29 protein-coding genes, 1 tRNA gene and 2 pseudogenes are annotated in these 26,435 nt (G+C 40.6%); 5 read left to right on the top strand and 27 right to left on the bottom strand.

The window, feature by feature from the left end; all coding sequences use genetic code 11:
- The first annotated feature begins 1 nt into the window (after position 1).
- Positions 2–1,066: a beta-N-acetylhexosaminidase gene (nagZ, locus tag A7456_RS07175; protein WP_067009115.1), complete on the top strand. Its 1,065-nt coding sequence runs from the start codon at positions 2–4 to the stop codon at positions 1,064–1,066.
- Positions 1,067–1,218: 152 nt separating this feature from the next.
- Here nagZ and A7456_RS07170 read toward each other — a convergent pair whose 3' ends face one another.
- The gene (locus tag A7456_RS07170) at positions 1,219–3,381 is read right to left on the bottom strand and encodes a malate synthase G (protein ID WP_067009112.1); all 2,163 of its coding nucleotides are present in this window, start codon (positions 3,379–3,381) and stop codon (positions 1,219–1,221) included.
- Between the two features lie 144 nt (positions 3,382–3,525).
- Complete coding sequence (locus tag A7456_RS07165; protein ID WP_065274021.1) at positions 3,526–5,127, bottom strand: isocitrate lyase; 1,602 nt, start codon at positions 5,125–5,127, stop codon at positions 3,526–3,528.
- 421 nt (positions 5,128–5,548) lie between these two features.
- Here A7456_RS07165 and A7456_RS07160 point away from each other — a divergent pair, with 421 nt between their 5' ends.
- Positions 5,549–6,007: a chorismate--pyruvate lyase family protein gene (locus A7456_RS07160; RefSeq protein WP_082995497.1), complete on the top strand. Its 459-nt coding sequence runs from the start codon at positions 5,549–5,551 to the stop codon at positions 6,005–6,007.
- A 68-nt stretch (positions 6,008–6,075) separates the two neighbouring features.
- Here A7456_RS07160 and A7456_RS07155 read toward each other — a convergent pair whose 3' ends face one another.
- Entirely contained in the window at positions 6,076–7,389 is a 1,314-nt protein-coding gene (locus A7456_RS07155; protein ID WP_067009110.1) for a CitMHS family transporter, read from the bottom strand.
- Positions 7,390–7,656: 267 nt separating this feature from the next.
- On the opposite strand from A7456_RS07155, the gene glyA reads away from it, so the two are divergent.
- Positions 7,657–9,039 (top strand): serine hydroxymethyltransferase, encoded by a 1,383-nt coding sequence (gene glyA, locus A7456_RS07150; RefSeq protein ID WP_067009107.1) that lies wholly within the window; start codon positions 7,657–7,659, stop codon positions 9,037–9,039.
- A 113-nt stretch (positions 9,040–9,152) separates the two neighbouring features.
- On the opposite strand, the gene glyS is transcribed toward glyA, so the two are convergent.
- The 13 genes and pseudogenes from glyS to A7456_RS07095 form a co-directional block, all read right to left on the bottom strand.
- Positions 9,153–11,246, bottom strand: coding sequence for a glycine--tRNA ligase subunit beta (gene glyS, locus A7456_RS07145; RefSeq protein WP_067009104.1), 2,094 nt, complete (start codon positions 11,244–11,246; stop codon positions 9,153–9,155).
- A 47-nt stretch (positions 11,247–11,293) separates the two neighbouring features.
- Positions 11,294–12,253 (bottom strand): glycine--tRNA ligase subunit alpha, encoded by a 960-nt coding sequence (gene glyQ / locus A7456_RS07140; protein ID WP_067009102.1) that lies wholly within the window; start codon positions 12,251–12,253, stop codon positions 11,294–11,296.
- Between the two features lie 438 nt (positions 12,254–12,691).
- Positions 12,692–13,780 (bottom strand): protein adenylyltransferase Fic, encoded by a 1,089-nt coding sequence (gene fic / locus A7456_RS07135; RefSeq protein WP_067009101.1) that lies wholly within the window; start codon positions 13,778–13,780, stop codon positions 12,692–12,694.
- A 407-nt stretch (positions 13,781–14,187) separates the two neighbouring features.
- The gene (locus A7456_RS07130; RefSeq protein WP_067009100.1) at positions 14,188–14,391 is read right to left on the bottom strand and encodes a helix-turn-helix transcriptional regulator; all 204 of its coding nucleotides are present in this window, start codon (positions 14,389–14,391) and stop codon (positions 14,188–14,190) included.
- Between the two features lie 118 nt (positions 14,392–14,509).
- Positions 14,510–14,899: a hypothetical protein gene (locus A7456_RS07125; RefSeq protein WP_067009099.1), complete on the bottom strand. Its 390-nt coding sequence runs from the start codon at positions 14,897–14,899 to the stop codon at positions 14,510–14,512.
- Between the two features lie 98 nt (positions 14,900–14,997).
- Positions 14,998–15,348 carry a hypothetical protein gene (locus A7456_RS07120; RefSeq protein WP_067009098.1) on the bottom strand — a complete coding sequence of 117 codons (351 nt, stop codon included), beginning with the start codon at positions 15,346–15,348 and terminating at the stop codon, positions 14,998–15,000.
- Between the two features lie 280 nt (positions 15,349–15,628).
- Positions 15,629–15,763: a hypothetical protein gene (locus tag A7456_RS11935; RefSeq protein WP_265091058.1), complete on the bottom strand. Its 135-nt coding sequence runs from the start codon at positions 15,761–15,763 to the stop codon at positions 15,629–15,631.
- Positions 15,764–15,769: 6 nt separating this feature from the next.
- Positions 15,770–15,823, bottom strand: a pseudogene (locus tag A7456_RS12060) (hypothetical protein); the annotation flags it as partial.
- A 276-nt stretch (positions 15,824–16,099) separates the two neighbouring features.
- Positions 16,100–16,351: a type II toxin-antitoxin system TacA family antitoxin gene (locus A7456_RS07115; RefSeq protein ID WP_067009097.1), complete on the bottom strand. Its 252-nt coding sequence runs from the start codon at positions 16,349–16,351 to the stop codon at positions 16,100–16,102.
- Positions 16,352–16,360: 9 nt separating this feature from the next.
- The gene (locus A7456_RS07110; protein WP_067009096.1) at positions 16,361–16,618 is read right to left on the bottom strand and encodes a type II toxin-antitoxin system RelE/ParE family toxin; all 258 of its coding nucleotides are present in this window, start codon (positions 16,616–16,618) and stop codon (positions 16,361–16,363) included.
- The gene (locus A7456_RS07105) at positions 16,611–16,835 is read right to left on the bottom strand and encodes a hypothetical protein (RefSeq protein WP_067009095.1); all 225 of its coding nucleotides are present in this window, start codon (positions 16,833–16,835) and stop codon (positions 16,611–16,613) included. Before A7456_RS07105 ends, A7456_RS07110 begins: the two co-directional genes overlap by 8 nt.
- Positions 16,825–17,064, bottom strand: a complete 240-nt coding sequence (locus tag A7456_RS07100) for a type II toxin-antitoxin system TacA family antitoxin (RefSeq protein ID WP_067009092.1) — start codon at positions 17,062–17,064, stop codon at positions 16,825–16,827. Before A7456_RS07100 ends, A7456_RS07105 begins: the two co-directional genes overlap by 11 nt.
- Positions 17,065–17,405: 341 nt before the next feature.
- Positions 17,406–17,684, bottom strand: a pseudogene (locus tag A7456_RS07095) (tyrosine-type recombinase/integrase); the annotation flags it as partial.
- Between the two features lie 125 nt (positions 17,685–17,809).
- On the opposite strand from A7456_RS07095, the gene ssb reads away from it, so the two are divergent.
- Both ssb and A7456_RS07085 read left to right on the top strand, forming a co-directional pair.
- Complete coding sequence (gene ssb, locus A7456_RS10965) at positions 17,810–18,382, top strand: single-stranded DNA-binding protein (protein ID WP_145916098.1); 573 nt, start codon at positions 17,810–17,812, stop codon at positions 18,380–18,382.
- Positions 18,383–18,561: 179 nt separating this feature from the next.
- Positions 18,562–18,861 (top strand): hypothetical protein, encoded by a 300-nt coding sequence (locus A7456_RS07085; protein WP_067009086.1) that lies wholly within the window; start codon positions 18,562–18,564, stop codon positions 18,859–18,861.
- 142 nt (positions 18,862–19,003) lie between these two features.
- Here the strand turns inward: A7456_RS07085 and A7456_RS07080 are convergent.
- From A7456_RS07080 to A7456_RS07025, 11 genes are all read right to left on the bottom strand, one after another.
- Positions 19,004–19,089: transfer RNA gene (locus A7456_RS07080), tRNA-Leu, on the bottom strand.
- Positions 19,090–19,389: 300 nt separating this feature from the next.
- Positions 19,390–19,647: a hypothetical protein gene (locus A7456_RS07075; protein WP_067009083.1), complete on the bottom strand. Its 258-nt coding sequence runs from the start codon at positions 19,645–19,647 to the stop codon at positions 19,390–19,392.
- 155 nt (positions 19,648–19,802) lie between these two features.
- Positions 19,803–20,009: a hypothetical protein gene (locus A7456_RS07070; protein ID WP_067006669.1), complete on the bottom strand. Its 207-nt coding sequence runs from the start codon at positions 20,007–20,009 to the stop codon at positions 19,803–19,805.
- A gap of 118 nt (positions 20,010–20,127) precedes the next feature.
- Complete coding sequence (locus tag A7456_RS07065) at positions 20,128–20,331, bottom strand: hypothetical protein (RefSeq protein ID WP_067009080.1); 204 nt, start codon at positions 20,329–20,331, stop codon at positions 20,128–20,130.
- Complete coding sequence (locus A7456_RS07060; protein ID WP_067009077.1) at positions 20,303–20,713, bottom strand: hypothetical protein; 411 nt, start codon at positions 20,711–20,713, stop codon at positions 20,303–20,305. Before A7456_RS07060 ends, A7456_RS07065 begins: the two co-directional genes overlap by 29 nt.
- 1 nt (position 20,714) lies before the next feature.
- The gene (locus A7456_RS11930) at positions 20,715–21,521 is read right to left on the bottom strand and encodes an RHS repeat-associated core domain-containing protein (RefSeq protein WP_145916097.1); all 807 of its coding nucleotides are present in this window, start codon (positions 21,519–21,521) and stop codon (positions 20,715–20,717) included.
- Between the two features lie 76 nt (positions 21,522–21,597).
- Entirely contained in the window at positions 21,598–21,774 is a 177-nt protein-coding gene (locus A7456_RS11450) for a hypothetical protein (protein WP_158512507.1), read from the bottom strand.
- Between the two features lie 1,684 nt (positions 21,775–23,458).
- Positions 23,459–23,773 (bottom strand): hypothetical protein, encoded by a 315-nt coding sequence (locus A7456_RS07040; RefSeq protein WP_067009065.1) that lies wholly within the window; start codon positions 23,771–23,773, stop codon positions 23,459–23,461.
- Between the two features lie 15 nt (positions 23,774–23,788).
- Positions 23,789–24,079, bottom strand: coding sequence for a hypothetical protein (locus A7456_RS07035; protein ID WP_067009062.1), 291 nt, complete (start codon positions 24,077–24,079; stop codon positions 23,789–23,791).
- Positions 24,080–24,088: 9 nt separating this feature from the next.
- Complete coding sequence (locus A7456_RS07030) at positions 24,089–25,333, bottom strand: RHS repeat-associated core domain-containing protein (RefSeq protein WP_067009059.1); 1,245 nt, start codon at positions 25,331–25,333, stop codon at positions 24,089–24,091.
- A gap of 128 nt (positions 25,334–25,461) precedes the next feature.
- A partial coding sequence (locus A7456_RS07025; RefSeq protein WP_145916096.1) for an RHS repeat domain-containing protein occupies positions 25,462–26,435 on the bottom strand: 974 nt, incomplete at its 5' end.

Raw genomic sequence — 26,435 nt, 5'->3', positions numbered from 1 at the left:
TATGGCAACTGGTATCATTATGGCGGACGTGGATGGTTTGGTTTTGACCGATGATGATAAAGCATTGTTGGCAAATGATGCCTTGGGTGGGGTGATTTTATTTGGGCGTAACGTGGCAGACCCTAATCAAGTGCGAGCCTTGACCGATAGTATGCGTGCGGTCAATCCTAATCTTATCATCAGCACCGATCAAGAGGGCGGACGGGTAGCACGTTTTCGTGACGGCTTTACACCCTTGCCTGCAATGGGGCGATTGGGTGAGATTTATGATAGCAATCCAACCTTTGCTCTATCGCTTGCCTATGATATAGGGTATCTTATGGCGTGTGAGGTGCTTGCTGTGGGTGTGGACATTAGTTTTGCTCCTGTGCTTGATGTCAATGGGTGCAGTCTTGTGATTGGTGACCGTGCATTTTCTGCCAACCCTAGGGTTGTTACCGCCTTGTCATCACGCTTTATAGATGGCATGAATGATGCTGGCATGAAAGCCACAGGCAAGCACTTTCCCGGTCATGGTTCTATTGCACCTGATTCACATATTTGTACCGCGGTAGATACACGCTCACTTGATGAGATTTGGGGTTGTGATTTGATGAGTTTTAAAAACAACTTATCCAAGCTGTCTGCTTTGATGCCTGCCCATGTTATTTTTAGTCAAGTTGATGACAAACCTGCTGGTTTTTCAAAAGTGTGGCTACAAGAGATTTTACGAGACAAGCTGGGCTATGATGGCGTGTTGTTCTCAGATGATTTGTCCATGAGGGCCGCTCATGTGGCAGGAGATGTTAGCGCTCGGGTTCAATCTGCCATAGAAGCAGGGTGCGATATGGCTTTGGTATGTAACAACCGTGATGATGCTTTGCGTGCGGTGGATTTTGCCAAAGGCATGCCTGATGTGCCAAATCGCTTTGGCAATATGAAAAGCATGATACCTACATGGCAAGGTGGCTTATCTGCCACTTGCCAAACGTTTGCCTCTTACAATACCGCAAAAGATAATGTACTAAGCGTATTTTTTGGTAAATTCACCAAACAAGATGAAAAAGACCCAACCAATTATACATGATACCATCAAGGATGGGCATACTGTATCATAAAATGGATTTGGATGGATTGTAGACGGCTGTTTTTATCCAACATGATTTTACCAAAAAACTTGCCACCCCCAAAAGTCTGCCATCTCACCTTTGGGGTTTTATTTTAGCATTCATCAGCTTATCAGTCGCCTTGATAACCTTTTAGTTTCAATCTTGCCTTGTGTAGTAGCGGTTCGGTGTAGCCAGATGGTTCGGTTGCCCCTTTAAAGATAAGCTCGGCGGCGGTTTGAAAGGCAATGTTGTTATCAAAGTCAGATGACATTGGGCGATAGGCGGGGTCGGATGCGTTTTGTTCATCAACAACTTTTGCCATGCGTCTTAGGGCATCCCACACCTCATCGGCGGTTACAATGCCATGAACCAGCCAGTTGGCGACATGCTGAGAGGAGATACGCAAAGTGGCACGGTCTTCCATCAGTCCCACATCATTGATATCAGGTACTTTGGAGCAACCCACGCCCAAATCAACCCAACGCACCACATAACCTAAGATACCTTGGCAGTTGTTTTCAAGTTCACGGCGTTTTTGTTCTGCTGTCCAATTGGTATCGGTGGCAAGGGCAATGGTCAATAAATCATCAAGACTTGGTATGGCAAGGTGTGCCAATTCTTCTTGGCGTTTTGTAACATTGCATTTGTGATAATGGATGGCATGAATCACCGCCCCGCTTGGCGATGGCACCCATGCACAGCTTGCCCCAGCTTGTGGATGCTCAATTTTGGTGCGATACATATCGGCAAGCTCATCAGGCTTTGGCCACATGCCTTTACCAATTTGAGCCTTACCACGCAGTCCTGCATTAAGACCGATTAAGACATTGCGTTTTTCATAGGCATGAAACCAGATTTGCTCTTTAATCTCACCCTTACGCACAAATGCCCCTGCATGCATGGCGGTGTGAATCTCATCGCCTGTTCTGTCCATAAAGCCTGTGTTAATAAAAATCGTCCGCTCTGGTGCTTGGGCGATACAGTTTTTTAGGTTGGCAGAGGTTCTACGCTCTTCATCCATGATGCCCATTTTTAGGCTGTTTTTGGGCAAGCCAATGGCTTCTTCGGCACAAGAGAACAGCTCCACAGCAAACGCCACCTCTTGTGAACCATGCATTTTTGGCTTGACAATATACATTGAACCTGTACGAGAGTTACGCAAGCTATTTTCACCACGAATGTCAATGGCACAGAGCATGGGCGTGATAAGTGCGTCCATCATCCCTTCAAAAATCTCCTCGCCATTGACCAAGATGGCAGGATTTGTCATCAAATGCCCCACATTACGAAGCAGCATGAGTGAACGCCCATGCAGAGTTTGGATGTTGCCATTTAGGTCGGTATAAGTGCGGTCAGCATTTAGCGTACGGGTGATGGTTTTGCCATTTTTTTCTAAGGTCTCAGACAAATCGCCTTTCATAAGACCCAGCCAGTTGCGATAACCCTCAACTTTCTCCTCAGCGTCCACCGCGGCGACTGAGTCTTCTAAGTCTTGAATGGTGGTAACAGCAGATTCTAGCAGTACATCCTTAACCCCTGCTTTGTCATCTTTACCAATTGGGCTATTTGGGTCAATTTGGATAATGACATGCAAGCCGTTGTTTTTTAATATGATTTCGCTCGGATTGTCAGGCGTGCCATTATAGCCGACCACTTTATTTTCGGTTAAAGTGGTCCAAAATTTGCCCATATTGGCAGATAATTGACCGTCTTTTATGGCATAAGATGTGACATCAGCATGCAAGCCGTCCATCAAGGGGAAAGTTTCATCAAGGAAATTTTTGGCAAATGCCACCACTTTCGCCCCACGCACAGGGTTATACGCCTTGCCCTTTTCAGCGCCATCTGTTTCGGCGATGACATCAAAACCATACAACGCATCATAAAGCGAACCCCAGCGTGCATTGGCAGCATTTAGGCAATAGCGAGCATTACGCACAGGCACGACAAGCTGTGGCCCTGCCATGGTGGCAATCTCCTCATCGACATTTTCGGTGGTGATGGTAAAATCTGCAACCTCGGGTTCAAGATAGCCGATATCGCTTAAAAATTGCTTATACGCACCCAGCTCATAAACATGATTTTTGTGCCAATTGTCAATCTGGGCTTGCAATTTCTCACGATGGGCAAGCAAGGCTTTGTTTTTTGGGGTCAAGTCAAGCACAACTTGCTCAAAATTTCTCCAATAAGTATCACTGTCAAGTTTGGCGATAGGCAGGGCTTCATTTTCAATAAAATCAAATAAAATCTTGTCAATGGCAAGCGAGCCTTTGATGATGCGTTGGGTGGTCATAATTTTGTCCTTAAAATAATTTGAGATATTGGGGCATGCTCTGTACTTTATATGCCAAAATACCCTGAAACAATGTCTTGAAATTTTAAATAAAAACGGTGTTGTGCCTTAACAGCAAAACACCGTTTGTTTATTTGATGGGTATTAACCGCCAAATTGGTTCATGGTGTTTTTACTTGCATCACCTGCTTTTAGGGCATTTTCACCAGAGAAAATCTCTTTGTGGTCATCGCCAATGTCAGAGCCTGCCATGGCTTGGTGTTTCACGCAAGCGATACCATCACGAATCTCTTTACGCTGCACACCAGCGACATAAGCAAGCATGCCCTCATCACCAAAGTAGCCTTTGGCAAGCTCATGCGTTGATAGTGCTGCTGTGTGATAAGTGGGCAATGTGATGAGATGGTGAAAAACCCCTGCTTCACGGGCAGCGTCCGCTTGGAAAGTACGGATTTTTTCATCAGCCTCACAAGCAAGCTCACTGTCATCATATTGAGCATCCATGAGCTTATCACGGTCATAGCCTGATAAATCACGACCTTCATCCGCCCAGCGGTCATAGGCTTGCTGGCGAAAATTGATGGTCCAGTTAAACGATGGTGAATTGTTATATACCAGTTTGGCATCTGGTACTTGTTTTTTGATGTCATTGACAAAACTTGCAATGCCTGCCACATCTGGGGTTGGGGTCTCAATCCAAATCATGTCCGCACCGTTTTGTAGCGATGTGACACAATCTAACACCACACGCTCATGCTGCGTGCCTTCACGGAATTGATATAGTCCTGATGGCAGACGAGTTGGGCGGTGTAGCTTGCCGTTACGCTTGATAAGAATTTCATCTTCTTTGGCTTCACTGATGTCAATCTCGGTGGTCTGTAAATAGCTGATGTATTTACTCGCCAAATCACCCGCTTCACGGCTGACTGGGATTTTTTGGGTCAAATCAGCACCCTCTGAGTCGGTACGAGCCACAATCACGCCCTCATCTACGCCAAGCTCTAAGAAGGCATAACGCACGGCGTTAATTTTTGCCAAAAAATCTTCGTGTGGTACAGTTACTTTGCCTGCTTGATGTCCACATTGCTTAGCATCTGACACCTGATTTTCAATTTGAATGGCACAAGCACCCGCTTCAATCATTTGTTTGGTTAATAAATAGGTTGCTTCTTCGTTACCAAAACCTGCATCAATGTCAGCGATGATTGGCACAACATGGGTTTCAAAATTGTCAATTTTCGCTTCAATTTCTTTGACCTTTGCCTCATCGCCTGCTGTTTCAGCTTTTTGTAAGGCACGGAATAAGTCATTTAGCTCTTTGGCATCTGCTTGACGAAGAAAAGTGTAAATCTCTTCAATGAGTTTTGGCACGGCGGTTTTTTCATGCATGGATTGGTCAGGCAATGGGCCAAATTCAGAACGCAATGCGGCAACCATCCAACCTGATAGGTAGATGTAGCGTTTGCTGGTAGTGCCAAAGTATTTTTTGTTGGCAATCATCTTTTGCTGGGCGATAAATCCATGCCAACAGCCAAGGGATTGGGTGTATTTTGAGTTATCAGCATCATACTCTGCCATATCACGACGCATGATGCTTGCGGTGTATTTGGCGATATCAAGACCTGTTTTAAAACGGTTTTGGACAACCATACGAGCGGCATCTTCTGGACGGATGGCGTTCCAATGATTACCTAATTTGGCTTTAACAGAGCGAACATGTTCTAGGGCTGATTGGTAGGTCATGATAATTTTCCTTATAAGTTCATGATGGGTTCTGGGTTTAAGAGCATGGCAAAATTGCCAACCGATAAAAAAAACAATACAAAACCATCTGCACTGCTTGTTTTTCATGTGCCTAGCATACCTAAAAAATTGGCATTTATCCAATAGCCTGCTTAAATTATGACTATTTTTTAAAAAAATGATGTCATCTTTTTCATTACAAAAATTGATGATAATTGAGATAAGCATCGTGATAACCCTTTGAAAAGTAGGGTATTTTATCAAATGGGTGATACAGACTTAGCTCATGATGATGTTTTATTTCTTTATAAAAATTTTTTGAAAAATTTGCCAAATTGTAACAAAATGTCTCAAAAATTGCCCCAACTTATCCCCATATTTGTCATTTTATGCTAAAATTTGCCAAATTTTATACAAATTCATCATGATGACACCACCTGCTACCTTAGCCCCTTATCTCTACTCTCACGGTTCGCTTACCGCCTTGTTAGAACAGCGAGCAGGGCAAGCGGTGCGTGTGAGTGTGATGCGTGAAGGTCATCAGTTGATTGATTTTAGCACCAAAAAGTTATTGGGACTGCCCATCCATCGCCCTACCATCGCATGGGTGCGTGAAGTGCAATTGTTTGGCAATGATGACAAAGCGTGGGTGTGTGCCAAAAGTGTGTTTGCCTTGACAAGCCTTGTCGGCAATGCCAAACGTCTACGCCATTTAAAAAGCACGCCCATAGGCTATGTCATGTTTAAAAACAAAAGACACCTGCCTCATATCCGTACTTATTTTTTTGACAATCAACGCAAGCATTGGGGGCGAAATACGGTCTATGACTGGCATGGGAGAGCGGTGTTGGTGCAAGAGATTTTTTTGACCGATTTTAGATAAAGCAAAAACCGCCAAATGACCCCATGGCATTGAGCGGTTTTGCTTGGTTTTTTGTTGTTGTATCAGGGCTATATCAAAGTAATGATGCCAGTGATAATCGTGCTTGCCAAAATCACAAGCGACAAGCCCCAAATCCACATGAACGAATAGCGAATATGTTTGCCCATAGACAAATTGGCAAGCCCAAGACCCATCCATAATGCAGGGGATAATGGTGTAACAAACGTCCCCACGATACTGCCAATAAGCATGGCATAACCTGCCGATGTCGGTGCAACCCCTGCTTGGCTTGTGATTTGCTCCACCACTGGAAACAGCCCAAAATAATAAGCATCCGTACTAAGCACCAACTCCAATGGCACGCCCAGTATGCCAATGATGATGTGCAAATATGGTAACATGGCATTTGGTAGGATTTTGACCAAATCATTGGCAATGGCATCAAGCATGCCCGACCCCTTTAAAATCCCCAAAAATGTCCCTGCCGCCAAAATAATACTTGCCATCATAATCGCCCCGCCTGCGTGTGCATTAATGCGTTCAAGCTGTTCTTTGGGACTGCGATAATTGATAAGTAGCACCACCGACGTGGCAATCATGAATACATAACCTGAGGGAAGTTTACCCAAAAATAGCACCGCCATCGCCAGAATAAATATCACCACATTCACCCAAAACAGCTTTGGTTTAGCAAGATATGCCTCCTCTTCGGTCATTTGGGCAGGAGTGATGAGTTCACTCACATTAGGTAACACACCAAATTCTTTGATGATGCGTCTTTTTTCACGTAAACCCAAAAATACCGCCAGAGCCATAATATAAGCCAAAGCAATGAGTTGCACTCCAAACAATGGGCGATACAATTCATTGACATCCATTTCTAACACAGTTGCCACACGCCCCGTTGGGCCACCCCAAGGAAGCATATTAATCACACCAGCACTGGCCGCTAATAACAAAAACAGCATATAAGGGTTCATGTGTAATTTTTTATACAAGGGCAACAGTGCAGGCACAACAAGTAAAAACGTGGTTGCCCCTGCCCCATCTAACTGTGCTACTACCGAAACCAATACCGTACCCACGCTAACAGCGATGATATTACCACGAGTGAGTTTCACCAAAGCATTGATGAGCGGACGAAACAGCCCCACATCACTCATGATGCCAAAAAATAAAATGGCAAAAATGAACATGATGACAATCTGTATCACCGAACGTGTGCCATCGCTGTAAAACTCTTTGACTTGACCTAAGTCAAAGCCTGCCACCAATACCCCAATGAGTGGCACAATTACCATCGCAATCATAGGCGAGACCTTTTCAGTCAAAAGAAGTGCCACGATTATCACGATAATTGCAAGCCCAATAAAGGTTAGCATACGCATTCTCCATGAATGATAAAAATGGGTCAATCTATCACATTACGATGTATTTGTCTTGATTTTTTTGCTCTGTTTTTAAGATTGATAAATTTAACAAAAATCATCTTTGTCAATCACTGACAATCTGGGCGATATGCTAAGATTTACTTTTAAAAATCAAAAGCCATTTGACATTCATTTTTACCACAAAATACCCCTGCCAATTTGGATAAAATATGATACACTTAGCATGTTTTCATTTCATCTCCAACCTAAGGATTTTTTATGTTCAAAGATATCTCCTTGCACGCCATTGACCCAGAGATTGCCGCTGCCATTGATGCCGAGGGTGCACGTCAAGAAGACCACATTGAGCTGATTGCATCAGAAAACTACTGCTCACCTGCGGTCATGGCAGCCCAAGGCTCAAATCTGACCAACAAATATGCCGAGGGCTACCCTAATAAACGCTATTATGGCGGCTGTGAACATGTGGATGTGATTGAACAAATTGCCATTGACCGTGCCAAAGAATTGTTTGGGGCAGACTATGCCAACGTACAACCACACTCAGGCTCTAATGCCAACGCCGCCGTTTATCTTGCCCTGCTAGAAGCGGGCGATACTGTGCTTGGCATGAGCCTTGCCCATGGCGGACACCTAACCCATGGAGCAAGCGTGTCGTTCTCTGGCAAGACTTACAATGCTGTGCATTATGGGGTTAACGATGAGGGTTTGGTTGATTATGACGAAGTGGCTCGCCTAGCCCACAAGCACAAGCCTAAGATGATCATCGCTGGTTTTTCAGCATACAGTCAGGTCATGGATTGGCAAAAGTTTCGTGAGATTGCCGATGAGGTTGGTGCGTATCTTATGGTAGATATGGCACACGTTGCAGGGCTTGTGGCGGCAGGCGTGTACCCGAACCCCGTGCAGATTGCGGACGTAACAACAACCACCACACACAAAACCTTGCGTGGTCCTCGTTCAGGTCTTATCTTGGCTCGTGCCAACGAAGAGATTGAGAAAAAACTCAACTCAGCCGTCTTCCCTGGCACACAAGGCGGGCCACTCATGCACGCCATCGCTGCCAAAGCGGTATGCTTTAAAGAAGCGATGAGTAATGAGTATAAAGCATACCAACAACAAGTTGTCAATAATGCCAAAGCCATGGCAGAGACAATCATATCTCGTGGCTATGATGTGGTATCAGGTGGCACTAAAAATCATCTCATGCTCATCAGCCTAATCAAACAAGGCATCACAGGCAAAGAGGCGGACAAATGGCTTGGCGATGCTCACATTACTGTAAACAAAAACTCTGTGCCAAACGACCCAAAATCCCCCTTTGTAACAAGCGGTATCCGCATCGGTACGCCTGCCGTTACCACTCGTGGTTTCAAAGAAGCTGAATGCGTAGAACTTGCCAATTGGGTGTGTGACATCCTAGATGCCAAAGGCGATGAAGCGGTCATCAGCGATATCAAGGTTAAGGTAAGCGAAGTTTGCGAGCGTCTGCCAGTTTATCAAAAGTCAAAAACCAAAGAGCTCTTTGGCAAGATTGGTCAGATGATTGATGAACAAGCCGACAGCGAACTTGTTCACACCGCCAAAGATAAATTCAATGAGTTTTATGAAAAAGCGATGACCAAAATCAACCAAAAATAACCCCAACATAAAATCCGTCCTGTCCTGTAATGACATCATGGGCGGATTTTTTGATTATATCATTACAAAAATCCCATCATGACGATGGGATTTGGTATTTTTGGTACGATTGTTCAACCTTGAAGCACCCCAATATCCGCCACGCTCAAAAACAACATACGCACCTGACCAAGCAAGGATAAGCGGTTATTTTTTAGATTCTCATCATCGGCATTTACCATGACGTTGTCAAAAAAATTGGTCAATGGATCTGCCAAGGCGGTCAAAGCGGTCAATACCCCTTGATAATCAGCATTATCTTGTAAGGGTTTTACCGTCTCTTTGGCACTCAAAATCGCCTGATACAACGCCTTTTCTGCTGTTTCAGTCAAAAGATTTTCTTCTACATTCTCGCCCACATCATCAGCTTTGGCAAGAATGTTGGCAACACGTTTGTTATTCTCTGCCAGTACTTGTGCCTGTGGTAATGCACGAAACGCCTGCACTGCATGGATACGCTCATCAAAATCCAAGGGCATGTGTGGATTTATCGCTTGCACCGCTGCAATGGTATCTGCCGCCACCCCTTGTTCGGTATACATGGCACGATAACGTGAACTCACAAATGCCATCACAGCGTTAAAGGTTTCGCTCATGTTATTAATTTTATTGCCATAATTTTTGATGGCTTCACCCACAAGGCTTGCCAGATTTAGCGGTAATTTATTTTTAATCAAAATACGCAAAACACCAATACTTGCCCGTCTTAGGCTAAATGGGTCTTTTGAACCTGTTGGAGCTTCGTTAATTCCAAAAATCCCCACCAATGTATCTATGCGATCGGACAAGGCAAGAGCGATGCCAATTGGTGTTTTGGGCAATTCATCACCACTAAATTTGGGCAGATATTGTTCACCAATGGCTTCTGCCACCTCTGCTTTTTCACCTGATTTATAAGCATAATACGTCCCTGCAATGCCTTGCAACTCGGGAAACTCGCCCACCAATGTGGTCGCCAAATCTGCCTTTGCCAAAATCCCTGCTCGCACCACATCATCGGTTGATACCTGCCAGCCATGTGAGTGCAAATTTTCACTGATAAAGGCGGATAATTTGGCAATGCGTTCGCCCTTTTCCCAAATTGTACCAAGTTTATCTTGAAATACTCGGGTTTTTAGGGTTTCGGCAAAGTCAGTAAGCGGACGTTTTTGGTCTTGTAAAAAGAAAAACTCAGCATCTGACAGACGTGGACGCACCACTTTTTCATTGCCCAAAATCACCGCTTCTTTGTCTTTGCTGTCAATGTTGCTAATAAAGATAAAGTTGGGTTTTAGTTTGCCTTTATCATCTGTTAGACAAAAATATTTTTGATCAGCTTGCATGGTGCTAATAAGGGCTTCTTGGGGAACGGCTAAGAAACGCTCGGGGAAACTTGCTCGCAGGGCAACAGGATAATCCACAAGGGCGGTAACTTCATCAAGCAACTCATCAGGGACAATGGCGGTCGCACCAATCTCATCGGAGAGTTTTTGCACCTGGGCGACAATATCCGCTTGGCGTTTGGCAAAATCTGCCACCACAAATCGCTCGGTAAGCAGGCTTTCATAATGCTCGGCATGGTCAATCACAAAAAAATCAGGGGCGTGATAGCGATGACCACGAGACTGCCTGCCTGTGTCATGCCCTTGAATACGTGCAGGAATCACGGTATCGTCTGCCATGAGCACCACCCATTGCACAGGGCGGACAAACTCGTCCTTGCTCACCCCAGAACGCATACGTTTGGCAATCGGCAAATCATCGAGTGCCTTTTGGATGAGGTTTGGCATCAGGTCGGTAACTTTTTTTCCCTTAATAGTCAGCTCGTAAGCGATGTATTCACCTTTTTTATCGCTGATGGTGATTAAATCATCTGCTGTAAGATTTAGACCATTGGCGTTAAGCCCTTGCAAAAAACCCTGCCCTGCACGAGACAGATTACCATCGGCATCAAAACCTGCCTTGATATTTGGGCCTTTTTTGATTTCGGTACGGTCGGGCTGATAGTCGCTTATGCCTTTGATGAGTAGTGCCAAACGGCGTGGGGCAGAGAATGCCTTGATGTCATCAAAAGCAATGTTTTGCTCGCCCAATGCCGTTTTGACATGGTCGTATAGGGCATTTTGTAGGGTTTTTAGGGATTTTGGGGGCAACTCTTCTGTGCCAAGTTCAAATAGGATTGTACTCATTGTTTACCTTTAATATTCTTAATCTTTGTTTTATAAAATCAATCGGTTTAATCTTCTTTGACCAACCACTTCTCCAACGCTTCTGCCTTATGGGCATCATCTGCCAAAGGAAAGCCCAATTTGGCACGAGCTTGCATATAGCTGACCGCCACCCTGCGAGCCAGTGTTCGTACACGCAAGATAAAGCGTTGGCGTTCGGTAACGCTAATTGCCCCACGAGCGTCCAATAGATTAAAAGTATGGCTGGCTTTTAGTACCATCTCATAGGCAGGCAATGGCAGATTTACACCCACCAAGCGGTCGGCTTCATGCTCATAAAAGTCAAATAATTCAAAAAGTTTGCTAACATCTGCATGTTCAAAATTATAGGTAGATTGCTCCACTTCATTTTGATGGAACACATCGCCATAAGTCACACGCCCAAACTCGCCGTCCGTCCACACCAAATCATAGACGCTATCCACGCCTTGGATATACATGGCAAGGCGTTCCAAGCCATAAGTAATCTCGCCTGTTACAGGAAAGCATTCAATCCCACCCACCTGCTGAAAATAGGTAAACTGGGTAACTTCCATGCCGTTTAGCCACACCTCCCAGCCAAGCCCCCACGCCCCAAGCGTTGGACTCTCCCAGTTGTCTTCCACAAAACGCACGTCATGGGTTAGTGTATCAATACCCAACGCCTGCAAAGAGCCCAAATACAGCTCTTGAATGTTGGCAGGATTTGGCTTTAAGACCACTTGAAATTGGTAATAGTGTTGCAAGCGGTTAGGATTATCACCATAACGCCCATCGGTTGGGCGACGAGACGGCTGAACATAGGCAGCATTCCATTTTTCAGGCGTTAAAGCACGCAAAAAAGTGGCGGTGTGAAACGTCCCCGCCCCCATTTCCATGTCATAAGGTTGCAAGACCACACAGCCACGAGATGCCCAGTAGTTTTGTAGGGTTAGGATGATTTGTTGAAAGGTAAGTGCTTGTTTTGGTGTTTGTGTTGTCTGTGTCATCGGTCATCACTTTTAGGTGTGGTAAATGACTTATTTTAACACAATTAGACAGGATAAAAAACGGTTATGGTTTTAAGTTGTTAAGATTTTTGTTGATAAATGATAAATGACGGGCAGATAAGGGGTTGGGTGTGTTATTTTAAAAAAATAAAAACCCTTGATTTTTCAAGGGTTTGTAGTTGATACCAGTGGTCGGAATTGAGAACCTAACCTAAATTATTGATTTTACTAGGGGTCATTTTCAAAAATGACATTTAGGGTACAAAATAGGGTACAACTCTGTCAAGTTCACGCTTGTTTACTAAAATTATTTTACCACTTAATTTTCCCCATATCTAAAAATTTGCCATTTGTGCAACCTGCATTCTCTTACTATTCGCAAAAGTTACGCATTTCAAATGCGGAATTGGTCTCTCTCGCACTGCTCCGAAAAGTCAGTTAAAAAATATTATCTTTACTGTAAAGCAAATTCATCAAGCTAGGATTGATAAATAACTTCTCCTTACCTGCCTGCACTTCATTTAACACACCAATTTCAACCAATGTGGCAAGATAGTTACTTGCCGTTTGGCGTTTGGCAATGCCACGCTCTACTAAGTTTGTGATACGACAATATGGCTGTTCAAAAATCACGTCCACTAACTCACGGCTATACACCTTTGGGGCGTGCTGTTTGATACGCTCGGCGGTGTTGGCGTGTAACTCTTTAATGGCTAGAATTTTGGCGGTTGTCCATTGGCTGGTTTCGGTAATGGCGTTTAGAATGTAGCTTACCCATGTTTGCCAATCGCCATACTCTGTTACGCCCAAAAGCCCTTGATAATACCCTGTTTTATTGCTTAGGATATATCGGCTTAGATACAAAATAGGCAAATCCAAAAGCCCCTTTTCTATCAAAAATAAGATATTGATAATTCGCCCTGTTCGTCCGTTGCCGTCAAAATAGGGGTGTATGGCTTCAAATTGATAATGCAAAATCGCCAACTTTACTAAGGGGTCTAGGTCATCATCTACGTGTAAAAACTGCTCCCAATTATTTAGCAGGGCGATAATGGTGGCATGGTCATCAGGCGGGGTATAGATAACTTGCCCCATACTGTTTTGTAGCTGTACGTTGCCTGTTCTGATACCAAAAGATACGCCCTTGATGGTTTGGCATACGTCTAGGGCAGTTTGTGCGGTTAATGGGCGTGTTTTTATCGCTTGTATGCCTTGATACAAGGCGGTGCGGTATCTTAGGGCTTCTTTGGTGGCGTGGTCTGCTACAACATTATCATCATAGGCGTATTGAAATAGCTTATCGGTGGTAGTAACGATATTTTCAATCTCACTACTGCCTTGTGCTTCTAGTAGTGGAATGATGTTAATTAGCATGGTTTGGTTTGGGATTAGCTCCCCTACTTGTTTAAGCTGTGCTAGGCTTGCCCTTGCTTGTATAACCAACTTTAAAATGGCTTTGGTTTCCACGTCTTGCAAGGGTGGTAAGGGTGGTAAATCGTTGTAGGGTTTATCGGCTTGCCATGTCATCGGATTATCTCATGTTTAAAAAATACAAAAACGTAAACATGATAGCATAGTCATGTTTATGGTGTAAACATATCTTACCTATCATGTTTAAAAAATTGCATTTTATCAACATGACAAAATAACCTATTCTCGTACTGCTTGCAAAAGTTACGCATTTGAGCGGTCTTTCATACGCCATAGCCTTTTATCTCGCCTGCCTTAACCGATATAATCACGCTCTAACCAGTAGCGTGCATAACGTTTGCCATTGGCATTCTCTACCGTCTTTGACAAAATGGGTACGCCAAAATGCCGTCTAAGCTCGCCTATTCATTGTGCTAAGCAAAAGCACCCAAACAGATTAAGGGCGGTTATGGGCGTGATTGTTGCCCCTATCATTAGGTGGTTATAGATGTCTTGACGTTGGCTCATGCGAAATTCTCCCATGCACTTGGATTGGCAAGCCATCCATTGACTTCATCGTTTCGCCATACAGTAACACTGGCATTTAGTCTTTGGGGTTTGGGAAATTTGCCATTTTTGCATTTACGCCATAGGGTTGTCCGCCCAAAGGGTAGTAGGGGTAAGATGTCTTTGGCGGTGGATAGTCCGCCTTTTGATAGGGTTTGCATTACATACGCTCCGATTTAAAAGGATTGGAACGTATGATAGTCGGTGGGGAAAAATAGAAAAATCCCCAAACCACTAGGGATAAGGGGATAAACGTGCATTTAGTGCGTTTAGGGTAATTTATTTTTTAAAGGTTAGGGGTATTTCTGTCAGTGCTTTTTTGGGTTTTCGTCCGCCCTCGGTGGCGTGCGATGGCTTAATGTCTCTTAGCCAACTTTTCAAACTTTTATCATGCTCTGGCAAGTCTTTTGGGCTGACTTCAAGCAATATGGATTTGATGTATTGCACCATGTCATCTGTTCTGATTTGCTCTGTTGTGTCCATTTGCCAAATGCTTTTAGCAATCGCACACGCAAAATCTTTGGCTCTTTGCTTGTCATGGTTATACTTTTCAAGTCCTGTTAATTCGCCTGCCCCTTGATTGGCTTGCAACTCTGCAATCAGTTTGGCTTGTTCTGCCATGACGTCATCTTTGGCTTGTAGCTGTTTACTTTTTTCATCTATTTGCAATGCAATACTTTCTAGAAAATCTCTTGTTTTATCAATATTTTCTATTAGTATTGATAAATCTCTGTCTATTAGCGACAATAGGTCATTAATGCTAAATCTTATATCTTTTCTTTTATTTCAACAAAATTATGTGTTAAAGTTCTTTGCCTATCCATAATTTCAAAAAAATATTCTAGGTTTTCATGGATTGCCCCCATTTTTTCTTTTTCATCTAAAATTTTTATCAAATCCTGCTTGTCAAAATCCTTAGAAATTATAGCCATATCCCCATTTTTAGGTATAGTAGCAAAATATGTGCCATGATTTTTATTAAAAATATTATTAATTTTATTGATATTCCACAAAGGATTTGAAGCAACAACACTTTGTATGTTTATTAAGTGCCTTGAAGTCATATTATCAAAACTTGTTTCATCTCTTCCTGTGTGGTCTAGATAAACATAACCCATAAACTCTGTTAATTGGCTAAACTCGTATTTTTAAAAAATTCATGTTATTAATTTCATCAAAATCATCTGGACAATAACTTTGTTCTTTTACGGGTGTTATCCATATATCTCCATTGTAGTAAATAATAAGTTTAATCCTATCTTTTACACACAAATCAAATAAATTACTTTCTAAAAAAATTCGGTTTCCAGTTTGTTTCTTATAAATTTTACACTACTATCAATATCTAAATACTCGTGCAATGTTGCATTTACCATACTCTCATACCTTACCATACCTTTAATTAGATTGTTCCAATCTAAAATCATCTAAATTTGACTGACCAAATAAACCAACTTCAATCCGCCATTGATACGGATAAAATCCCAATCGCTCATAATATTGGGCTAACTGCTCATCTTTGGCGTCTATCATGGCGAACACTACACCGCTTTGGGTGCTGATGCCCTTAATGCGTTCTAGGGCGTTTTTAATGGCGTATTTTGATAGCCCTTGCCCTTGATAATTCTTGCTTACCCCAATCCGCCCAATGATGACAATGGGAATTTATTTGGGATAGCCTTTTATGGCGGTGTTGTCAAAATGGGCGTTGGATAGGATGTAAAACGCCTTGATAACGCTGTCATCTGCCAATACATGAACCCTTGTACGCCCTTTTTGTGGTGTTGGCCTGCCATTGTCTGCAAATAGCGGTTAATGTCATCTTACCCACAATCAAAGGCGGTGCGGTTGTGGTGCTTGTCTAATGGCTCAAACATGGCCATCCCCAAACAACAAGGCTCTTGCCTTTGGGCTTTGTGCTGGTGGGTTATCCAATAGGTTCATCAAATGCCGTGTTTCATCATCAGTTAGGCGGATTTCATCGCCATTTAAGCCGTGTTGGTCTAATACCTGCCAAATATCATCATAATCTTTGGTAAGCATTTCTTGCACCGTTAAACCCTGCTCATGGGCTTTGGCAATTATGGCTTGTTCTATGTGTGGTGGTAAATCAATAATCATGGTTAATCCTTAAAATAATTCGCTATGACTGCCTAACCTTGCCAATGACAAACATTCATCATCTTTTTGATAAATAAGCAATAAATCAGGCTTGATGTGGCATTCTCTAAACCCCTTGTAATTACCGATTAAATCATAGTCTTTGTATTTTGGCGGTAGGGGCTTGTTGTTTAGTAGCAAATAAAGCACTTCTATCAAGGCAGTATCAAGCTCGCCATGCTTTTTAAAGTCTCTTTTAAAGGCATTTGAGCGTTGTAGTTTAATCATTTAAATCCGCCATAAGCTCATCAAGCGTATCAAATTTCTTGCCTTGCCCTGCCACAAGCTCATCTATGGCTTGTTTGGTTTCGCTGTTTGGCATATAGGCAAATTCTAAGGCTTTTTCATAAACGCTATTGATACAAAACTGCTCAACGCTAATGCCCTGTACATTGGCGATACGCTCAATGATGTGGGCGGTGGTCGGTGGTAAATCAATAATCATGGTTAATCCTTAATGATGTTTTAACAACTCTTCGATGATTGCCTTGGTCGTTATCAATTTGCCAAATCTCGCTAACCTGCTCGCCTTTTTGTAGCAGTTCAAGCGATTTTTGATACATGGTGGTTAAGATAAAATGGCTCATGCTTACGCCCATTTGTTCGCTTGCCTGCTCAATCACGGCTTTGGCGTGGGGCGTGGTTCTTATGCTGATACGCTCGGTAGCTTGCATGGGGTTACCCTATTGTGTGTCTGTTGTGTGTACATTATAAATCTAATTTTACCAACAATCAAGCTCTAACCCTTGGTTTACAAGCCTTTGCCAAAAATGGTGTAACTGACACCATGTTTTACACCACTTTTTTGATGATTTACACCATTTTTTAGCTTATTTACACCATTTTTTTATCCCTAAGCCTTTATAGATAAAGGCTTATACACCATTTACACCATAATTTTTAAAAACTCAAAACTCAATTTTTTTACGCCTGCCAATTTGATAAGAAAAAACCCCAAATTGGGGCTTGTGGCGTTGCATTTATTGTAACTGCATGATTATCTTAGGCTTTATTGTTAGTGGGTGTTGCATACCAAATCCGCCCATTCATTTATCATCTGTATGCGATAGGGCAAATGCTCCGCCCCATTGTATGCCATGCTTACTTTATCGGCTTTGGCGTGGGCTAGCTGTAATTCTATGCACTCATGATTATATTGTAATTCATGTAACTTGGTGCTAGCAATGCCCCTAAATCCGTGTCCTGTCATTCGCCCTTGATAGCCCAAACGCTTTAATGCCTGTGTTAGAAAATTTTCGCTTACTGGGTGTTTGGTCTTGGTGTTAAAAAATACATAGTCATCATTTAACCCTACACAAAATCAAAATATGATTTTCGTGGTTATTATTAGCTTATCGTTACCGTTACTTAATGTGGCTATTAACGGTATTGACCGCCAACGCAAAACAGGAGCAAATCATGGCAAGTATCAATAAAGTCATCATCGTGGGTCGCTTAGGTCAAGACCCCGAAATCCGCCAATTTCAAAATGGCGGTCAAGTCGCTAATCTGTCCATTGCTACAAGTGAGCGTTGGACAGACAAGCAGACAGGCGAACAAAAAGAAGCCACCGAATGGCATCGTGTCAGTCTGTTTAACCGCCTAGCAGAAATCGCAGGGCAGTATCTGTATAAGGGCAGTTTGGTGTATATCGAAGGCAGTTTGCACACCAGAAAATACACCGACCAACAAGGCATAGAGCGTTATAGCACCGAAGTGCGAGCCAATCAAATGCAAATAACCAACAGCAGGGCAACCAAGGCTATCCACAACAGGGGCAGTGGCAGGGACAAGGCGGATATAACCAACCGCCACAAGGTCAATGGCAACAACCGCCAAATACTTCCCCACAAGGTTATCCACAAGGCGGACAGGGGCAATGGGGCAACCAACCCCAACAACCGCCCCAAAACGGCTTTACAGGCGATATTCCCAATGAGTTTGTTCGCAATAACCATGAGACGGTATATTGATGGCAAAAATGGGAGATGATAATGCTTTATGTTTATCCAAAATCAAGGGGTTATACAGTTAAAATATGTCATTTACCTTATCTTATCAGCCCTTGCATTAAGTATTATGTTGTTTTTTATGCGTTTTGGCAGACGGTGAATGTCATACAGTATCAGGGTTTTTATGGGCTTTTAAAAGATTTGTAAAGGAGCGAATGAATGACAACCATTGAAACAGACATTAATATCAGCGACTTGGAAAAGTCAAACAAACGTGGTCACGAATTGTTAAGATATGCTTATGATGTATTGCAGTATGACGGCATTAAGCTACTACATACCGCCATACACGCTGGTGTATCACACGTTAATCATATCATGGCAAGCAGTATGTTAGGTTACAAGCCTGCCACTTTGCGAAATTGGCACAGTCAAAACAATGGACCTATCCAAACACGCATGATTAACGGTAAGCCCTTTTGGATGGTCAAAGACATCAGGCAACTGTTAGGCGAGTAAAAAATTAGCCCAAGCATAAACTTAGGCTTTTTATTTGAACGTTGGTTATTATTTGGTTATTATTTTATTTTAAGTAAAAATAACCAAAACTGACAAACAATATAGAAAACAAAAAACCCTTGATTTTTCAAGGGTTTGTAGTTGGTACCAGTGGTCGGACTCGAACCGACACGCTTATTAGGCAACGGATTTTGAATCCGTCGTGTCTACCAATTTCACCACACTGGCATGAGTGGTTAGCTTGTTTGCTATGGGTGTGTATTATAGCTTATTTTAAAATTTCGTCAAGAGGTTTTTGTAATTTTTTTGATAACATCTAAAAAAAATAGGGCATAACAGACAAAACCCCTGCTAAAATCCCCACATCACTCTCTAATAGACATTTTTCCTGTTAACAGATAAGAGAAATAATACAGAGCAATGTGGGGATTTTTCTTGAAATCAAGTTAAGCATAATCTTGCAAGAAACTCTCAATAAACTTCTGTTTTCTTTTCTTGGCTAGCCTCTGATGACAACGTAAAGATTGTTTATAATCCTTCTAGCTTGTTGGTTGTGTCTGGGGTAGTGTTATGAGTTATTTGATTTTGCTGATAAACAAACAAGTAAGGCAAATTTCTTTTTAGACTGTGATAAGCACGTCCTAATCTTTTATGTGTATACCGGCTTTTACTCTCATCATTGGTGGTGCGTTCATTAAGATAATCTTTGTGCTTGTCATACCACTCATCTAGGGCTTTACCAAAGCACTGCTTATTACTGGTGGTTGAGCTCTTAACTAAGAGCAAGGGTTCTTGACTTGTGTTTAGGGTTTTTGGTTAAATAAGGCAAACTTATCTTTTACCGATTCGTTACAAATCATTGGTTTCATACGGATTGTTTTGACTGTTTGTCATGGCAGGTTTAACAACATTTACTTCATCAAGCCGTCTTTGTATGGTTCTCACTGATAAGTTGTACTTAATGGCAAGTTATTTGTGGGTTTGTTTGCCTTACGTGTATTCTTGCCAAATCTCATCATTGCTGATGTAAGTTTTATCAAGAAAATACCTAAAACAATCCTTGCACCATCTTTCTTGTTTACCCTGCTTTTTACTATTTTTCTTGGTGCTTGCAGAACCACAGTGGAGACATACTTTTTAACTTTCATAAAAAACCCATTCAAAGCTATATGGTATCAGACTTCAAATGGGGTGGGAGCAGGATTTTTGTCTGTTAGACCTAAAAGTTCTGATTTTTTCATTCCAATAAACCCAAACCCACAATGATTAATCTTTCAGACAACTTAATCCATCTTGATTATCAACATCAATGCCCATCTTTTTCAGATACTCTTCTGTGGTCGCCACTTGTAAGTTAGCCATATCCGACATAGTAAGTTTGGCACCGCTATGACTGGCTAGAAGAATAGGCTTTGGGGCTTGATTTTGGAGCATCTGACCGCTATTTTTTTGGATTGTTTTGCGTATCATTTTCAATCATAGATTTTTTAGAACCATCATCATAGACTGCATAGATAGAACCATAAATTAACGCATAGCCCTTTTTAAGGTGGTGTTCGCAACGAGCCAGCCTGGATTTTGATAAAATATCCACATCACTTTGCAAAAAATTTAAAAAATTTACCTCGCCTGCATCTAAGTCTTTTTTATCTTCCAGACTGCCCATTTGATAATGATCAAATCCCTCAAATATTAGTTTTTTAATTCTAAGTCTTACAAGTAGCGAATTATTAAAGCCATTTAAAATATTACTCTCATCTTTAATGGTAATAAAACCTCCTTGATGATGAAGTCTTGGTTTAATATCAAGGGCAACATCTTGCTCTAAATGATTATGTAGGTTATCTGCCATATTATTCTCCCAAAATAGTTTTACGAATTTCTGGAATGGAAATACCATAAATCAAACGAGGCTCACCCGTTCTTTTATCTAAAAAGAAGGTAGCTGGTACTGATGGATTGGTTTGTGAGTTGGCAAAGGTCTGTTCGTGGGCTTGCAATAATAACTGAAAATTCGCATCAATTGCCTGTTTTTCAGCATCTGTTGGGTTGTCGGCACCGATTGCCTCCCCAACCTTGCCTAGCGATTTGGTAAAGTCTGTTACAGTATCTTGTTTAAATTTGGTTATGTCTTTGGGGTTGGCAAAAAATTGTGGATTTAATTTAGCAAGCTCTACATCAGAAACACCAAAATCTTTACCAATTGATTGTAGTGTATCCCCTTTGTCAATTGTAAAATTTCTTGTATATGGGTTATAAGATAAAAGACCGCTTGGATCAACCAGTCCCCAACTCTCATTATCCACATAAGCATAAGTATTTAAACTTCCACCGTTTAAGCCGATAGGGTCTGATGTCAAATACCTACCAATCTTAGGGTCATAATACCGATGATAATTATAATGATATCCACTCTCTTGGTCAAAGTATTGCCCTGCAAATCTTAGGTTGAAAGTGAAGTCATCTTTACTGTCAATAGACTTGGTCTCCCCAAAGGTATCCAATTCTGCTTGCCATACAATATTTCTGTCTTTATCGCTAATGACTTTTAGTGTGCCTAGGTGGTCGGTATGGATTGAATAGACTTCTGCTTTGTCTAGTTTGCTTTTTTGGTTGTAGGTGTAGTCAAGGATAGCCACAGGCATAATGTCAAGATACACATACCTTCTGATGACTTTATCATCTTTGATTTCAGCAGAGAGTAAACCTTTATCCCAAAGATACTGAATATTGTCCTTAACAGCACCTTATATCGTTATAAGTGGTCTTGGTAATTCTTTGTCTTAGATGATTATAAGCATAAGTAGCGATGAGCTTGTCATTGTCCTTGATGGACTTGATTTGTCCATCAGGGGTGTAGGTTAAGGCTCTTTGGCTGATGATGTTGCCTTTGTGGTCTTTGGTGGTTATCATTACAGGGTTTCCTAGGTTGTCGTAGGTGTAATGGGTGGTTTTGATGATGTTGTTTTGGTTATCTTTGATAGTAATGGTGCTTAGTCTATCAGAATTTGGTTTATAAGTGTAGTGGGTGTGATGATGTTTGGTGCGATTGCCGTTACTATCATAAGTGTAGGCACTCGTCAGCTCATCAATATTTATGATATTGCCGTTGGTGTCAATGCTTACGATTTGACTAAGATTGTTTGGGTTGTTTGAATTTATGCCATAACTTAGCTTGGTGCTTGTGGTGTGGTCGTGTTTTTGGCTTAGTCTGTCTTTATGGTCATAGACATTGACTTGGTTTGTGTGGTTGGTATGGGTAAAGGAGACAAGTCCTTGGGTGGAGCTTGCTTTGATGTTGGAGAGTAGGAACCAAGAAACCTACTACCAAATAACCAGCAAAAATAAATATATAGAAAAAGATGTGATGACTTGTAAAAATATACAAAGATTATCTCTTAGACTTTTTTGCCTGTTTGCAATAAAAAATAAGCGGTTGCACCTATTAAACTGCCTATAATATAGCTTATTGCAGAATATAAGAAAAATTTTAGAAAAAATGGTTCACTAATATACTCAATAATACTTATTGGGAGAAACAATAAAAATATAAATGAATATACAGTAAACAAGACAATCATTATAGAAATATTTTTTTTCATAAACACTATTTTTTATAAAATTTATCTAGACACTTGCCCAAAAATTAATAATCATTTTTTCAGCCAGTAAAAATATTATAGAAAAATTAACCTTCAAAAAAAACCAATATTCCTATTGATAATATATTTATCTAAATTTGTTAAAAATATGACAAAGTAGCCAAATATCCATCCATAAATGCAAATTAGAATAACATCAATATATGATTTTATAAAATAATTCAAATCATATAGAAAGCCAAAGCTATGATTTTTATAAATAAAAAATTTCATTATATTTAACAACAAAGCAACCCATAATATCATTAACAAATCCAATAATAGATTCAATTTTTTCTTATACATAATCATACCCCCCCTACTAGTAAATTAAAGGTCTAACAGAATAGTAGTCATTTATTCTCTTTAGTTTTTCTGCCAACATAAAAGTAACCACATCGTGTTCGTAATGTTGTTTGCATTCCTGTTCAGTACAAACCTTAAAATCAGCACTACCAGCAGCGGGCAGATTTTTGAGCAATCTTTTATTTTTATCATAAGTACACTGGTTGGAGTGAGAGCTCCTAGTGGGTTTTGAGCGAACCTCCCAAGTTGCTCCTTTATGAAGTATTTTTACTGTACGACTATCACTTGGCTCCTCCCATACTGTATTTTTATTGTTTTTTCTATCATTCAGCTAATAACAGATATAAATTTAACTATGCAGACGCTAAGATCATATTATAAAATAAAATTATTAAATAAAAAAATAAAGAAAAATATATTTGTGGCATAATATACCGAAGATGACTATCACCCTCCTTTAGTTTATGTATATTAAAAATATAACCAAAAATTCCACCAAGAAAAAAACACATGAAAGAAAATATATAACCCCTACTCAAAAATTCAAAGTAATATTCAGAAATATTATAACCAAATATTTTCATAACAGCCATCGGAAATATAAAACTCAATATTAATAAAATGATAATATTTTTCATTGTTTTGCCTAATCAATAAATGGTTGGTCTAATAGAGTAATAGTCATCCATTCTACCTAGCTTTACTGCCAATGAATAAGGATCTACATCGTGTTCCTTGTGTTCTTTACAATCAAAAATAGGGAAACGACACTCCTTATAATCAGCAGTACCAGCAGCAGGTCTTTGAAATCTAATCAGATTGCGATCAATACCATAGGTACATTGATTGGTATGTCCGCCCTTGGTTGGTTTAGAGCGAACATCCCAAGTAACTCCTGTGTGAAATGTTTCTACCATAAGGTGCTTGGTTGCATAGATTGTGTTTTTATTATTTTTTAATATCATAATTCACCTACACATTCATAGAGAAGATGCTGCCATATTTACTACAATAAATATAAAAAATATTATTAAAGAAAATATTGTTTGTATAAACATCAAAGTATTTGAGCTGATTTTTTTATTTTTTATTTTTGCAATAAATTGTATTGAAATTCCTAAAAGAAAACCAAATAATACATATGATAAAGAATATCCATAAACATCTAAAAATTTTTCAAAAAAACTTTTAGATGTTTTTTCAAAAAAAATTACAATAATTATATTTATAACAACACTTAAAGAAAGTGTTAAAGCAATACTTTTTACCATAATTTTCCTCTAAAATTTAGTTGGTCTTACAGAATAATAATCTGAAATATATTTTGATTGGTTATAAGGGTGTTTTTTACCATAATACCTGTTATGCAATGTGACAGCAATATCATAAAATCTCATATCGTGTTCATAATGGGGCTTGCCTGTTTTCCAGCAATCCCAAGTATCACAAGCCTTATAATCAACCGTTCCAGCAGCTAGACGCTGAATTGTGATGAGCTTACCTTTATCATCATAAGTGCATTGGTTAGTATGTTTATTTTTTGTTGGCTTAGAACGCATCTCCCATTTAGCCCCAGGGTGATATACTTGAATAGTAGGAAAGGTACTAGGTCTCTCCCACAATCCATTTGGGTTTTTATAAGCCTCCTGTATTGTCGCAGGACACTTCCTGTCATTCAGCTCATCAAGCCAAGATAAGTCTCTTCTTTCCATTTCTAACCATTTATTAAAGACTTGCTCATCAGAATAACATTGAAGTCTGATTTCTCCAATATTATAACTTCCTCTGCCTATAACTTTTTCACCTTTTTTAGCAACACCCGCTTTTTCTAGCTCCTCCTGAACTTGTTGCAATGTTACAAGCCCCAACACATCAACATACTTCCAAGACTCGTGATTGGCATAGACATAGCTGTTTAATCCACCGCTTAGCCCCAAGGGGTCAGCAGTTAGATACCTGCCTGTCTCTGGATTATAGTATCTATGGGCATTATAATGATACCCTGTTTCGCTATCATAATATTGCCCTGCAAAGCGTAGGTTAAATCGAAAGTTGTCTTTGGTAGCAATGGTGGCTTTACCAAAGTCTTCATAATCTGCTTGCCAAACAATTTGATTATTTTGATCTGTGATTTTCTTGGGTGTGCCAAGTTGGTCTGTATGGACGGTATAGGCTTGTGCAGTCATCATTTTGCCCTTGTTATTATAAGTGTAGTCTATCACAGCAATTGGCGTAATGTCCATATAAATGTATCGGCGTGTGATATTGCCGTTTTTGATTTTGGCACTAACAAGCCCATTATGCCATAGGTACTGGGTGGTCTCTTTTTGTATTTGGTTTGTCTTATCATCTTTAAGGTAAACCGTTTTTTCAATGCGTTGTCTTAAATGATTATAATCATATTCTGCTACCAAATCACCATCTTGGTAAATCGCTTTGATTTGACTGTCAGACGTATAGCTAATGGTTTGAACACTTACCTTGTTATTTTTGTCAGTTTTGGTAATCTTGATTGGACTGCCCACTTGATTATACTCATAAGTGATTTGATAATCTGGGTGATTGATATGTATTAAGCGGTCGGTATTGGTTTGATAATTATAAGTGGTTATTACTCCATTATCATAGCGACTCAGGCGATTGTTATTGGCATCTAGGGTGTATGTAATGCTTGCTTACTATTATGAGCAAACTTCTTGTCATTTGGCTGAATTAGATTGCGAGTGGATAATGATTGAAAATCTTTTTTATTGTTGATTTTTCTAGTTAAAGACTGCCATAACCCTATGCTTGGCAACTGGTATTTGGCATTGATGATTTTGCCTGTATTGTCATAATCATAGTTTAGAGTAAGACCTTCTGGCAACCGTATTTGATTTAATCGCCCTTTGTCATCATAGGTGTATTGCATTGGATAATTTTTGTTATCCAAAGTAATGATTTCTGTTTGGGCTGTACCTGTTGGTAGATAGTCATAAGTAATATCATGACGGTCGGTATCAATAGTGGTTAATTGCCCATTGTCATTATAACGATAAACAATGGTTTGGCAACAGCTTTTGTCAATATTGTCGCAAGTCTGCAAAGATTTTGCTAATCCTTTATCGCTATAACCAATCGTTTGTGTTGCAATCTCACTTGTGATTATTTTTAGCTTGCCCTGTGTATCATAGGCTAATTTGTATTTGCCTGTGTTTGGGTCAGTAGCGTGGGTTAGCCTACCAAAATCATCATAAGTGCGATGATAGGTTGTACCTGTGGCAAGATAAATGGCAGTAGGCTTGCCCGTTCTGCCTTGTATGACATTGACCCTTTGTTCTGATTTTGCAATAAAATCATAAAGGACACTAATAGCATCGTCTGATGTATTTGGGCTTTTAACGACTATTGAATTAGGATTGTCCTTTACTTTATTGTGAGCAGGTAACTCTTCGGTAATTGGCTGTCCGTCTGCATTATAGCCTGTCTTGACATATTTGAGTGGTCTGCCAAATTCATTATAGACAATGTTTAGGATAATCTCTTGATTTGGCAATATGCTAGACCCCGTAACCTTAGTCGGCAGGCTTGGATAATCAGTATTTTCATAATAAAAACGCTGATAAAACACAAGATTTGGTGTGTTTG

Origin of the sequence: Moraxella nonliquefaciens (assembly GCF_001679005.1) — a bacterium.
Lineage (GTDB): Bacteria > Pseudomonadota > Gammaproteobacteria > Pseudomonadales > Moraxellaceae > Moraxella > Moraxella nonliquefaciens.
This window is presented reverse-complemented; position numbering and strand designations above follow the sequence as displayed.